Source organism: Arthrobacter sp. NPDC080086 (genome assembly GCF_040702285.1).
Window position 1 is genome coordinate 1 of record NZ_JBFBKP010000018.1, and the last position, 11979, is coordinate 11979.

Sequence of the window (11979 nt, forward strand, 5' to 3'; positions counted from 1 at the left end):
GGGGACCCGGGCCCGGGCCCGCCTAGGCCCCGGCGTCGCGCGCCGCCGCGAGCAGAGGCAGCACGTGGTCGGTCAGAAGCGGGGCCAGGTCGCCCGGAAGCTCGCCGGCCAGGTCCAGCCAGCGGATCTCCGCGATCTCGGCCGACGGCGCCGCGGTCCAGGTCCCGGGCGCGGTGAAGACCGTCGCGTCGATCCGGGTGGCGGCCTCGTTGGCGGCGTCGGCCAGCCACCGGCCCAGGGGCTGCAGGGCCTCGGGCGGCAGGACGATGCCGACCTCCTCGGCCAGTTCGCGGGCCGCGGCCTGCGCCGCTGATTCCCCGGCTTCGGGCTTGCCGCCGGGGTGCATGAACTTGTCCGTCCCGCGCTTGCGCACGGTGAGCAGCCGGCCGCGGGCGTCGTAGACGCAGACGGCGGAGACCACGATGTCCGGGTTGGTGCCGGGCGGCGGTGCGGAGCCGGAAACGGGGTCCCGGCGCAGTTCCGACTCCAGCAGCAGGTCCTTGGCGGGGCCGGTGACATCCCAGGTGTAGTGGAAGGCGTCCGGGCCGAGCCGGGTGTAGCGGACCCGGTACGTGTCCGGATCGCACCAGTGGCTGTCGCTGGCGGTGTCAGGCCCGAAACCCATCCGGTGGAAGGGGCGGCCGTCGGCGAAGTGCATGTCCATGACGCCGGGGGCGGCGGTGGGGCGGAGCAGGTACTCGCGGCTCGCGGGCCCGGTGAAGGGCAGGGCGCCGGCCGGGTTCCAGGTCACCGTGCCCTCTTCGCGGAAGCGGAGGCCGCCGTCGTCCGTCGCGGTGAAGCGCACGACGCCGGCAAAGGAGCCGCGGGTGCCCGTAGCGCGGTCCAGCATGGTGCGGGCCACGGTCCAGGTGCCCGCGAGGTAAGAGTGCATGTCCTCGACCGCCCCGTGATGACCGGTGGCGTGGCTGCCGGCAGAAGTGCCGGGGCTCTGGGAATCCACGTGCCCTCGATTGGAATCGAACCAACGACACCGGCTTTAGGAGAGCCGTGCTCTATCCACTGAGCTACGAGGGCGGGCGTCCGTCGCGGCCGGCCACAGCCGACCCGTCCGAACACGGATACCAGCATACAAGGTGGGGCCGCGTACTACGCTCAAGGCATGACCGCCCCCGCACGCGCAGCAGACCGAGAGCTCCTCTACCTTCCGGATGTGGCGTCCACGCGGTTCTACGCCGGGGCGCTGGCCAAACTGAGTGTCCTCCAATATTTCGTGGCCGAGACCGCCGTGATCGGCGCCTGGGCCGGCAGGGAGGCCTACAGCCGCCGCACGGGCTACATCAGCGACCTCGGGGCCCTGCACTGCGGCACCTACTCGGGCCGCGACGTCTGCTCCCCGGCCCACCTGCTCATGAACGCCTCCTTCATCGTTCAGGGCATCGGCATGATGGTGGGGGCCATGCTGCTCACCTCCGCGGTGATCGGCGTGGCGGCCCGTGCCGGCGAACGGCTGCCCCTCACCAGGGGCCGGCGCCCGGCGTCCGTGCCGGCGTTCATCGCCCGGGCTCTCACCACCATCGCCGGTGCCGGGACCGTGGTGGTGGGGCTGGTGCCCGAGGACGCCGGCTCCCCGTGGCATTACATCGGCGCCGTGGCGTACTTCTCGGCCGGCGGCTTGGCCCTGGGGTTGATCGGCTGGCTCTGGCGGCGCCGGACGCCGCTGGGCTGGTTCATCCTGGCCTGCGGTGCAATGGGAATCGCCGCCCTGATCACCGGTGGCATCACAGGGATGGCCGTCCCCGAGCCGGGAACCCTCGAACGGCTGATGGGCTACCCGATCACCATCGGCACCGCGGCGGTGGGTCTAGTCGTGGCCCAGCGGGTGCGGAAGGAACGGACGACGCGCAAGGCGCAGACCCTGCGTTCCAGAGGGTAAGCGGCCGGCGGGGCGCTGGCCGGCTGGAGACTGGCTGGCTGAACGCTGGCTGGTTGGACGCTGGCTGGTTGGACTGCGGGCGGCCGGGACGTCCAGGCGACGGGGTGTCGTGCATCTCATTCGGCCGCTGGCGTGCACTATCATGGGGTCATTCGCCGGAACGCCGGGATTCTTGTGCCGGGTTCCATTCGGCGCATGCGAAATCAACGACTGAGCAGTGCTGGGGACGAATGTCTGAACCAAGGGTTGTGCCGGTCACGGCAGCGACGGCATTTGGCGACCCCGCCCCCGCCTGCGGGCGCGTAGTTGTTGCGCCGGAGGGACGCCCATGACGGCAGCACCCCCGGTGGCCCCGCCGCTGGATATCTCTCCCGAAACGACGACGTCGGAGATCACCGTCACGCTCGTCACTCCGTCGCTCGTTGAATTGGAAATGCCGCGCGACGTCGAAATCGGCGGCCCCGAGGCGCGGCGGGCTGCCGCCGCCGTCCAGGCGATCGCGGGACGCAACCGCGTCGGCGTCATGCTCAACATCTCCGGTGTCATCGGCGTCAGCCCCGAGGCCCGGCACGCCTACTCCGAGTCGATCGCCGCCCGCGCCGTCGCCATCGTTGGGGAGGGCCCCGTGGACCGGGTGATCGCGCACTACCTGCTGCGCTCCCGCAGCGAGAGCATCCCGGCCCAATTTTTTCTTTCCCGTCCAGCGGCCCTCGAATGGTTAAGGCAGTACACCGAGTGAAAAGTGAACCGGATCCCAGGCTCCATAACCTGGTCGAGGGCATTGTCCGGATCGCCAGCGGCGATCTGAGCACCCGCATTCCCCACTCGGGCGCGCGGGACGACGTCGCCGCCGTCATTGCCGGCATCAACCTGATGGCCGATGACCTGCAGACTATTTACCAGGAGCTGGAAGAGCGGGTCGACAGCCGGACCGCCATGCTCCGCGAAGCCCAGGTGGAACTCGAGCGGATGGCCCTGACGGACCCGCTCACCCAGCTGGCGAACCGCACCGCGTTGAACTCCGTCCTGAGCCACGCCCTGGCCGAGACCTCCCGCGGCGAGGCCCCGCCCGCGTTGCTGATCCTTGACCTGGACTCCTTCAAGGGCATTAACGACACGCTGGGCCACAGCGCCGGCGACGACGTCCTGCGGGTCATCGCCCGACGCCTCCAGGACGCCGTGCGCGTCACGGATACCGTCGCCCGGCTGGGCGGCGACGAGTTCGCCGTCATGCTGCCCAAATCGAACCTGGTCCGCGCCCGCCGGGTGGCGAACCGGATCCTGAAGGCACTGAACGAAAGCCTGGAGATCGGCGACCTGCGGATCACCTGCGGCACCAGCATCGGCGTGCGGGTAGCCGAACCCGGCCAGTCCGTGGACGACCTGGTGATGGAGGCGGACACCGCGATGTACGCGGCTAAGGCCCAGCCGCACAGCGGGATTAAGGTCTTCGAACCGGCGCTGCTCTACGCCCGCCGGCTGCAGAGCCTGATGGTGACCGAGATGCGCACGGCCATCCTCGAGGACCAGCTGGTGCTGCACTACCAGCCCGTCGTGGAGCTCGCGACCGGCCGAATGGAGGGCGTCGAGGCGCTCGTGCGGTGGAACCACCCCGAGCGCGGACTGCTGATGCCCGACCAGTTCATCCCGCTGGCCGAAGAGACCGGGATGATTGTGGACCTGGGCCACTGGGTGCTCAAGACCGCGGTGCGCCAGCTGCGGACCTGGCAGGAGGAGCTCCCGCTGGATGAGGACTTCTCCATGCGGGTCAACATCTCCACCACCGAGCTGCAGAACCTGGAGCTGATCGAGCACGTCCAGGACATTCTCCGCGAGACCGGCGTGGGTGCCGCCAACCTCATCATCGAGCTGACCGAGTCCATGGCGGTGACCGGCGGCGACGTGGACAAGTACTCGCTCAGCGGCCTGCGGCAGTTGGGTGTCCAGCTCGAAATCGACGATTTCGGCACCGGCTACTCGTCCATCAGCTACCTGCGGCGGTTACCGGTGAATGTCGTCAAGATTGATCGGAGCCTCATCGATGGGCTGGGTACCGACGAGGAGCAGGGTCGGTTTGTCGAGGCCGTGCTGCACCTGATTCACGCCTGCGGGCTGCGGGCCGTGGCGGAGGGAATCGAGACGGTGGAGCAGGCCGAGGAACTGGTGCGGCTGGGCTGCTCCAGCGGCCAGGGCTATTACTTCAGCAGGCCGGCCCCGGCCGAGACCGTTGCGGAGAACATTCTTTCCTGGAGTGCGGCCGCGGAGTAAGCCGCTACTTTCTTTCGGGAGAACAAAACAAAAGGCGGGTGCCGGATCGAGATCCGGCACCCGCCCTCAGCGGCTAACCCGAGTGTTAGTTCTTCGGGGTGGAGTTCGGCCAGTAGCCGACTGCCTCGACGGAGCCCGTGTTGGAGCCGTTGGCGGACACGGCGGAAGCCGCGGAGACGCCCGCTGCAGCCAAGGCGCCGGCGACGAGGAGGGTTGCAAGGGTTTTCTTCATGAAGGGCTCCTGTTACGTAAGTGGCTGAAGTGACTCATGTGTAATGCAGGTTCAGTATAGGGGTACCGGACACGCCGCACAGCAAGAATTCGTGGATCTTTTTAAATACTGTGCTAATCGTGCGTTGCGGGTGGTCACGAGACGGCATAGTTCGCGTGCCGCGTTCTCTTTTTCTTCGGATGCACTCGATACTGGTCTCATGCACTCCGTATCGCCGCTGTATGCAGCCGCTGAGCTCCAAGCGCACGAGCATCGGAGCAACCACGCCTTCGCTGAGGCGGCGGACAGCGCGCGGCAGGCCGCGGAGATCGCGCACCGAGAAGGTGACCACACTTCCTCGTGGAATATGACGTTCCTTCAAGCCGAGAATCTCCTTGACGCCGATCGGTTCGAGGACTGCGCGGCGTTGGCTGCCCACCTGCTCTCCGACACGACGGGTCCCAGGCAGCCGCACGACGTAGCGCGGGCACACATCCTTATGGCCCGTGCCAGCCAGGGCACGGGTTTGCTTGAATCCGCTGCACAGGAGGCCCGGGCAGCGGTCATGCTTACTGACGATGAAGCTCACATAGATATCAACGTCAAAGCACGCCAGGCTCTCATCGCCGCCCTGGCAGATGCCGGACAAATGGAAGAGGCATGGAGCGAGAGTAAAAGTCTCGCCGCAGTCATCTCCGATGAAGTTGATGACCAGCAGGCTGGGAAGGCCTACTGGGTTATCGGTAATGTGGCTTTTCTTTGCGACAAGGTTTCAGAAGGACTGCGGTATCACGAGCTGGCAGCGGCGACTTTTTCACCGGCACGCGACCTCGATATATGGGCCAAGTTCAACAAGGCATCTGCTGCCATGCGGCTTGCGGCCAACATTGCCGACGGGGAAACGCTTCGGTGCATAGAGCGAGCCGAGCTGGCCACTGACATCACCGGCGGCAGCGAAAACGACCTGCTTCTTCTGCGCCGCAACCGAGCACACTGGACCCTCCTGGCGGGCGACCCGCAGGCGGCTGCCGAAATGTTGCAGGACCTCTGCCGCAGTGGGGGCATGACGCCGCAAAATACCGGTGATGCCTGCTTCCTGCTGGGAAGGGCCTATTTGGAGAGCGGTGACGAGGCCGAGGCTAGGCGGGCCCTGGAAGACGCCGCCGACCACTTCGACCGGGCCGGCGCGACATTGCGCGCCGAGCAGACCCGGGAGTTCATCGCCGTCGAACTGGGCCCCGTGTCCCTGTGGTCACGGCTGTGGCGAGCGGCCGGCTTCGGCCGGCACTAGACCGCGGCAGCTCCGCGCGCCGGGGCCGACTTCCGGTTCAGGAACACGGCCCCGCCGCCGGCGAGCAAGTTGAGCAGCAACAGGACCCACCCGGCCACCGTGAGTGCCGAAGCCAGCGCCACCTGGCCGCCGTCGAGGGTGCTGGCCGACATCATGCCGTCGATCGCGGCATTCCCCCAGAGCCGCACCACGGCAAACAGCAGCGGCAGTGCCCAGAACGCCCAACGCAGCGGCTTCCTGGCCACGTTCACCCCGACCAACAGCAGCCAGGTGAACCCGAAGATCAGCGGGAAGAGCGTCCCGGCTGTCTTATGCACATAGCTCAACTGTCCGCGGGCGTCGTTATCCATGGCCGTGCGAAGTTGGTCAACGAACCCCTGGTCAAAGCCGCCGATCAGGGAATCGGGCATCGGCAGTCCGCCGCTGAGCTGAGTCAGCTGGTTCAGGGTCAGCAGATGCAGGTACCAAAACAGGAAAAGGCTCGCCACCACGCCGGCAATCAGGATCAGGTTGCCGTTGCTCTGCGCCTTCTGCGGCGTCCGGGAGGTGCTGGGGTTGATCACCGGAGGCAGCTGATGCTGGGGGAGGGCAGCGTTGGCGCCGTGTTTTTTGAGCCGCTGGGCGGGTGTTTTGGCCATGGACCCATTATCGCCCCTGCACCCCGCCCCGGTGCCCGGCGCCGGTAGGCTGAACGAATGAGCGAAACAGGCAGCAATGACTTCGGCCACAGCAACGATCCCGGTCACAGCGAGCTCGGCCGGCACCGGCTCGGACGGCACAGCGCCGCGGACCTCAGCCCAGACCTCGACGACGCCGAGTTGGCCGCGACCCTAGTCCGGGAGGCCGGAAACCTGGCCCTGCTGATGCGCCACGCCGGGCTGGAAGGCCACCAGAAGACCTCCGTGTCCGACGTCGTCACCGCCGCCGACCACGCCGCGGAAGCCTACGTCCTCGAACAGCTCCAGCGGTGCCGGCCCGAGGACGGCATCCTCGGCGAGGAGGGCGCCGCCAAGACCGGCACCAGCGGCCGGACCTGGGTGATCGACCCCGTGGACGGCACCTACAACTTCCTGCACGGCTCCAGCTACTGGTGCTCCGCCCTGGCGCTCAAGGACGCAACCGGGCCGATCCTCGGTGCCATCTTCCAGCCCGAGGCGGACAAGCTCTGGCTCGGCGGCACCGACCACCCCGCCACCCTGAACGGGGAACGGTTGACCGGCTTCGCCCCCGAAGGAGTAGCTCCGGTGCGGGACCAGGCCCCCCTCGCGGAGCAGGGCGCAGCCACCTACATCCACCCCACCTGGCTCGCGGACCCGATGTGCGCCATGCCCTGGCACGCGGCCGCCGTCTCCGCGGCATCGCTGCGGATGTTCGGATCCGGCTCCTGCGACCTGGCCCGCGTGGCCGACGGCGAACTCGACTGCTGGTTCCAGCACAGCTGCCCGGAATGGGACTGGCTGCCCGGCCAGGCGATCGTGCGGGCGGCCGGCGGCAGCACCGACGTCGTCCGCGTCAACGGCCTCGAGTGGTTCATCGCCGGGGGAGCGACGGCGGTGCGGGAGCTCCGCGCCGCGCTCCAGCGGGGGTCCGTGCAGTAGCCCCGAACCTCACCGTCGGTGGCACCACCTAGACTTGTTATCACCATGGATATGTTGTTTGACCCCTATGCCGACGGACCCTTCCAAGCAGCTGCGACCCCAGGCGCGCCCGCGAAAGCGGCGGCTCACGCAGGCGCCGGCACCGGGATGCCCGCCCTGGCGCACGGGCACGGGGGCGACGGCGGACAGGGCCACGCCGACGGCGAACGGCACCGGCTGCCCAGTGCCGAGGACCTCCTCCAGGGCCTGAACCCGCAGCAGGAAGAGGCCGTCAAGCACGCCGGCGGCGCCCTGCTGATCGTGGCCGGAGCGGGGTCCGGAAAGACCCGGGTGCTCAGCCACCGCATCGCCTACCTGATCGCCACCCGGCGTGCGCACCACGGCGAGATCCTGGCCATCACCTTCACCAACAAGGCCGCCGCCGAGATGCGCGAGCGGATCGAGGCACTCGTCGGCGGCCGGGCAAAAACCATGTGGATTTCCACGTTCCACTCCTCCTGCGTCCGCATCCTGCGCCGCGAGGCCGCCAACGTAGGCCTGAACTCCAATTTCTCCATCTACGACTCGGCCGACTCGCTCCGCCTGATCACCCTGGTGGCCAAGAACCTGGACCTGGACCCCAAGAAGTTCGCGCCCAAGGCCATCCAGCACAAGATCTCCGCGCTCAAGAACGAACTGATCGACGCGGACAGCTACTCCTCCAGCGCCAACCACAACGACCCGTTCGAACAGGCCGTGGCTGAGGTTTTCAAGGGCTACACCCAGCGCCTGCGCCAGGCCAACGCCATGGACTTCGACGACCTGATCGCCGAGACCGTCTACATGTTCCGGGCCTTCCCGGCGCTCGCGGATTCCTACCGGCGCCGCTTCCGGCACGTGCTGGTGGACGAGTACCAGGACACCAACCACGCCCAGTACGCCCTGGTCCGCGAGATCGTCGGCGAGGGCGACGGCGCGGCGGAACTGACGGTGGTGGGCGACTCGGACCAGTCCATCTACGCCTTCCGCGGGGCGGACATCCGCAACATTGTGGAGTTCGAAAAGGACTACCCGGACGCGCGCACCATCAAGCTGGAGCAGAACTACCGCTCCACCCAGACCATCCTCAGCGCCGCCAACGCGGTCATCTCCCGCAACCCCAACCGGCCGGAGAAGCGGCTCTGGACGGCCGAGGGCGACGGCGAGAAGATCGTCGGCTACGTGGGTGAGAACGAGCACGATGAGGCCCAGTTCATCGCCAAGGAGATCGACCGGCTGCAGGACGAGGGCAACCTCCGCCCCGGCGACGTCGCGATCTTCTACCGCACCAACGCCCAGTCCCGGTCCATCGAGGACGTCCTGGTCCGCGTCGGCCTGCCCTACAAGGTGGTCGGCGGCACCCGCTTCTACGAGCGCAAGGAAATCAAGGACGCCCTGGCCTACCTGCGCGTCCTGGTGAACCCCGACGACGACGTCAACCTGCGCCGCATCCTCAACGAGCCCAAGCGCGGCATCGGCGACCGGGCCGAGGGTGCCATCGCCTCGCTGGCCCAGCGCGACCGCACCTCCTTCATGGCCGCCGCCCGCCGGGCCGACGAGGCGCCCGGCATGGCCACCCGCTCCGTGAATGCGGTCCTCGGCTTCGTGAAGATGCTGGATGACCTGGCAGAGGTGGCCGCCGGCTCCGGTGCGGCCGCGGCGCTCGAGGCGGTGCTGGAACAGACCGGATACCTCGCCACCCTGCGCTCCAGCACGGACCCACAGGACGAATCCCGGGTCGAAAACCTCGCCGAACTGGTCGCCGTCGTCCGTGAATACGAACGCGACAACCCGGAAGGTTCGCTCGGTGCCTTCCTGGAGCAGGTCTCTTTGGTGGCGGACGCCGACCAGATCCCGGACGCCCCCGGGGCGGATATTGACGCCGCGGTCGCCGAGGCCAAGCGGCTCGGCGTTGTCACCCTGATGACGCTGCACACCGCCAAGGGCCTGGAATTCCCGGTGGTGTTCCTGACCGGCATGGAACACGGGCTGTTCCCGCACCAGCGTTCGGCCACGGACCCCAAGGAACTGGCGGAGGAACGCCGGCTCGCCTACGTGGGCCTGACCCGGGCCCGGAAGCGGCTCTACCTCACCCGCTCCGAGGTCCGGAACATGTGGGGGCAGAGCCAGTACAACCCCGCCAGCCAGTTCATCGAGGAGATCCCGGCCGAGCTGGTCGAGTGGAAACGCGAGGGCACCAGCCGCCAGGCGGCCAGCTGGGGCGGCGGGTCCATCGGCTCCAGCCGCTACAGCGGATCCTTCTGGGGCGCGGGCACAGCCCGCGGTACCGGGGCCGACTCCGCTGCCGGTTTTAATGCGGATGTCCCGGCGGCGATCGCCCGGAACCGGGTCCAGCCGCAGAAGGAGATCGTGGCCGTCAGCGTGGGGGACCGGGTCAATCACACGAGTTTCGGCGACGGCACCGTGCTGGCCGTCGAGGGCGCCGGGGACAAGACCGTCGCGAAGGTGACCTTCGCGGTGGGGGAGAAGCGCCTCCTGCTCCGCTACGCGCCGCTGACCAAGATCACGGCCTGACCGGCGCCACAGTCCGGCGGGGCTTCGCCCGGCGCCGGCTCCCGTGATTGGCATAATGAAGCCCATGCGTCGAACCAAGCAGGCCGCCCTCGCCGCCCTGGTGCTGCTCGCGGCCAGCGGCTGCAGCGTCACCCGGCAGGACCCGGACTACGTCCCGCCGGCGCCGTTGCCGGTCCTCGAGCAGCTCCGCCAGGCGCCGCTGACGGACCCGGCCACCCTCGGGGCGGCCACGGACGCCGTCAGCTTCGTGACTGCGGACCACACGGTCGCCTGCAGCCTCACCTCGGCCCGGGGTACCAGCATCAACCTCCCCTACGAGCCCAACAGCTTCACCGCGCCGGCCAACGCCAAGCTGGCCACCGTCCCCGTTGCGCACTGCGAACTCTCCGCCTACCCCCGCCCCGCCGCCCAGGACATCACCGATGACTGCGCCGGCACCGGGCTGGGCTACCTCGGCGGCACGGCGCTGCTCATCCCGGACAAGGCCGTCTACGGTGAATGCCGCTCAGGCGTCACCGCCCAGGAAGCCGAATACGGGCCAAAGGGGAGCCCCACCGGGCCGATCTCCCAGCTGGCGGTCCTGCCGGAGGGCGGCAACGTGGAGCGGAACGGCCTGCGCTGCTCCGCCTACGACGGTGGCGTGGCCTGCGGAAACGTCTCCGCGCAGGTCGCTTTCTTCGTTTCCCGCGACCGTTACGAGCTCATTAAGGGACCCGGCGCGACGCCCTCCGCGGCGGCTCCGAAGGCCTCAAAATCCCCGTAATGTAGGGGTTTTTCTACGCTCAATAGAATAGTGTCGTTACTCACATAACCTGTACTGTGGGTCGGGCTGCCCGCTCCAAAGGACTAGAGTTCCACAAGGAGCATTGCGTCGTGCGGCTCGTCTCCGGACCTGTCGCAGGGTGCCTTTAATCCGCAGCCCGGTCACCGCGAATCCGCGGCGAGCGGCTGTACAGAAACTACTTCGACGTAGAAGGACACTAAACCGTGGACCTGTTTGAATATCAGGCGCGCGATATGTTCGAGGCGCACGGTGTACCCGTGCTTGCTGGCATCGTGGCGCACACCCCTGAAGAAGCAAAGGCAGCTGCCGAGAAGATCGGCGGCGTAACTGTCGTCAAGGCACAGGTTAAGGTCGGTGGCCGCGGAAAGGCCGGCGGCGTTAAGGTCGCCAAGACCGCCGACGAGGCTCTGGAACACGCCACCAACATCCTCGGCATGGACATCAAGGGCCACACCGTCAACACGGTGATGATCGCCCAGGGTGCCGACATCGCCGAGGAATTCTACTTCTCCGTCCTGCTGGACCGAGCCAACCGCAACTACCTGGCCATGTGCTCGGTTGAGGGCGGCATGGAAATCGAGCAGCTCGCCGTCGAACGCCCGGAAGCGCTGGCCAAGGTTGCCATCGACCCGGCCGTCGGCATCGACCAGGCCAAGGCCGACGAAATCGTCAACGCCGCCGGCTTCGCCGAGGAACTGCGCGGCAAGGTCGCCGCCGTGATCCTCAAGCTTTGGGACGTCTTCAAGAAGGAAGACGCCACCCTGGTCGAGGTCAACCCGCTGGTCAAGACCGGCGCCGGCGACATCGTCGCCCTGGACGGCAAGGTCTCGCTGGACGAGAACGCCGACTTCCGCCACCCGAAGCACTCCGCCCTGGAGGACAAGGACGCAGCGGACCCGCTGGAAGCCAAGGCCAAGGCGCAGGACCTGAACTACGTCAAGCTCGACGGCGAGGTGGGCATCATCGGTAACGGTGCCGGCCTGGTCATGTCGACGCTCGACGTCGTCGCCTACGCCGGCGAGAAGCACGGCAACGTCAAGCCCGCCAACTTCCTGGACATTGGCGGTGGAGCCTCCGCCGAGGTCATGGCCGCTGGCCTGGACGTCATCCTCGGTGACGAGCAGGTCAAGGCCGTGTTCGTGAACGTCTTCGGCGGCATCACCGCCTGCGACGCCGTCGCCAAGGGCATCGTCGGCGCTCTCGCCGAACTGGGCTCCTCCGCGAACAAGCCGCTGGTCGTCCGCCTCGACGGCAACAACGTCGAGGAAGGCCGCCGCATCCTGGCCGAGGCCAACCACCCGCTGGTTACCCTGGCCGCCACCATGGACGAGGGCGCCGACAAGGCCGCCGAGCTCGCCAACGCAGCGAAGTAAGGGACGC

General features: G+C 67.8%; 11 protein-coding genes, 1 tRNA gene and 1 pseudogene. 8 read left to right on the forward strand and 5 right to left on the reverse strand.

Annotated elements, in window-relative coordinates:
* Window positions 1-22 precede the first annotated feature (22 nt).
* From AB0305_RS08600 to AB0305_RS08610, 3 genes and pseudogenes are all read right to left on the reverse strand, one after another.
* On the reverse strand, window positions 23-421 hold the full coding sequence (locus tag AB0305_RS08600) for an NUDIX domain-containing protein (protein WP_364138850.1): 399 nt from the start codon (window positions 419-421) through the stop codon (window positions 23-25).
* A 48-nt stretch (window positions 422-469) separates the two neighbouring features.
* Window positions 470-892: pseudogene (locus AB0305_RS08605) on the reverse strand (DUF6314 family protein); the annotation flags it as partial.
* Between the two features lie 70 nt (window positions 893-962).
* A tRNA-Arg gene (locus AB0305_RS08610) sits at window positions 963-1035 on the reverse strand.
* A gap of 85 nt (window positions 1036-1120) precedes the next feature.
* On the opposite strand from AB0305_RS08610, the gene AB0305_RS08615 reads away from it, so the two are divergent.
* From AB0305_RS08615 to AB0305_RS08625, 3 genes are all read left to right on the forward strand, one after another.
* Window positions 1121-1894, forward strand: coding sequence for a DUF998 domain-containing protein (locus AB0305_RS08615; protein WP_364138724.1), 774 nt, complete (start codon window positions 1121-1123; stop codon window positions 1892-1894).
* A gap of 328 nt (window positions 1895-2222) precedes the next feature.
* Window positions 2223-2633 (forward strand): hypothetical protein, encoded by a 411-nt coding sequence (locus AB0305_RS08620; RefSeq protein WP_364138722.1) that lies wholly within the window; start codon window positions 2223-2225, stop codon window positions 2631-2633.
* Window positions 2630-4162 carry an EAL domain-containing protein gene (locus tag AB0305_RS08625; RefSeq protein ID WP_364138721.1) on the forward strand — a complete coding sequence of 511 codons (1533 nt, stop codon included), beginning with the start codon at window positions 2630-2632 and terminating at the stop codon, window positions 4160-4162. The genes AB0305_RS08620 and AB0305_RS08625 overlap by 4 nt, the downstream gene beginning before the upstream one ends.
* 85 nt (window positions 4163-4247) lie before the next feature.
* Here AB0305_RS08625 and AB0305_RS08630 read toward each other — a convergent pair whose 3' ends face one another.
* On the reverse strand, window positions 4248-4394 hold the full coding sequence (locus AB0305_RS08630; protein WP_364138719.1) for a hypothetical protein: 147 nt from the start codon (window positions 4392-4394) through the stop codon (window positions 4248-4250).
* 199 nt (window positions 4395-4593) lie between these two features.
* Between AB0305_RS08630 and AB0305_RS08635 the strand changes: the two genes are divergently transcribed.
* Window positions 4594-5664, forward strand: a complete 1071-nt coding sequence (locus AB0305_RS08635) for a hypothetical protein (RefSeq protein ID WP_366172396.1) — start codon at window positions 4594-4596, stop codon at window positions 5662-5664.
* On the opposite strand, the gene AB0305_RS08640 is transcribed toward AB0305_RS08635, so the two are convergent.
* Window positions 5661-6302, reverse strand: a complete 642-nt coding sequence (locus AB0305_RS08640; RefSeq protein WP_364138716.1) for a hypothetical protein — start codon at window positions 6300-6302, stop codon at window positions 5661-5663. The two genes, AB0305_RS08635 and AB0305_RS08640, sit on opposite strands and share 4 nt — an antisense overlap.
* Window positions 6303-6359: 57 nt before the next feature.
* On the opposite strand from AB0305_RS08640, the gene AB0305_RS08645 reads away from it, so the two are divergent.
* The 4 genes from AB0305_RS08645 to sucC all read left to right on the forward strand — a co-directional run bounded on the left by AB0305_RS08645 (window position 6360) and on the right by sucC (window position 11972).
* Complete coding sequence (locus tag AB0305_RS08645; RefSeq protein WP_364138715.1) at window positions 6360-7262, forward strand: inositol monophosphatase family protein; 903 nt, start codon at window positions 6360-6362, stop codon at window positions 7260-7262.
* 45 nt (window positions 7263-7307) lie between these two features.
* On the forward strand, window positions 7308-9815 hold the full coding sequence (gene pcrA / locus AB0305_RS08650; protein WP_364138713.1) for a DNA helicase PcrA: 2508 nt from the start codon (window positions 7308-7310) through the stop codon (window positions 9813-9815).
* 55 nt (window positions 9816-9870) lie between these two features.
* Entirely contained in the window at window positions 9871-10578 is a 708-nt protein-coding gene (locus AB0305_RS08655; protein WP_364138711.1) for a hypothetical protein, read from the forward strand.
* Between the two features lie 224 nt (window positions 10579-10802).
* A complete protein-coding gene (gene sucC / locus AB0305_RS08660) occupies window positions 10803-11972 on the forward strand; it encodes an ADP-forming succinate--CoA ligase subunit beta (protein ID WP_290258673.1) in 1170 nt (389 codons plus the stop codon).
* The last annotated feature ends 7 nt before the right edge of the window (window positions 11973-11979 follow it).

What these genes read in the sequence shown, in the direction of transcription:
- AB0305_RS08620 (WP_364138722.1), top strand. Translation starts at nt 2,223, where the DNA reads ATGACGGCAGCACCCCCGGTGGCCCCGCCGCTGGATATCTCTCCCGAA.
- AB0305_RS08640 (WP_364138716.1), bottom strand. Translation starts at nt 6,302, where the DNA reads ATGGCCAAAACACCCGCCCAGCGGCTCAAAAAACACGGCGCCAACGCT.
- AB0305_RS08645 (WP_364138715.1), top strand. Translation starts at nt 6,360, where the DNA reads ATGAGCGAAACAGGCAGCAATGACTTCGGCCACAGCAACGATCCCGGT.
- pcrA (WP_364138713.1), top strand. Translation starts at nt 7,308, where the DNA reads ATGGATATGTTGTTTGACCCCTATGCCGACGGACCCTTCCAAGCAGCT.
- AB0305_RS08630 (WP_364138719.1), bottom strand. Translation starts at nt 4,394, where the DNA reads ATGAAGAAAACCCTTGCAACCCTCCTCGTCGCCGGCGCCTTGGCTGCA.
- AB0305_RS08635 (WP_366172396.1), top strand. Translation starts at nt 4,594, where the DNA reads ATGCACTCCGTATCGCCGCTGTATGCAGCCGCTGAGCTCCAAGCGCAC.
- AB0305_RS08615 (WP_364138724.1), top strand. Translation starts at nt 1,121, where the DNA reads ATGACCGCCCCCGCACGCGCAGCAGACCGAGAGCTCCTCTACCTTCCG.
- AB0305_RS08655 (WP_364138711.1), top strand. Translation starts at nt 9,871, where the DNA reads ATGAAGCCCATGCGTCGAACCAAGCAGGCCGCCCTCGCCGCCCTGGTG.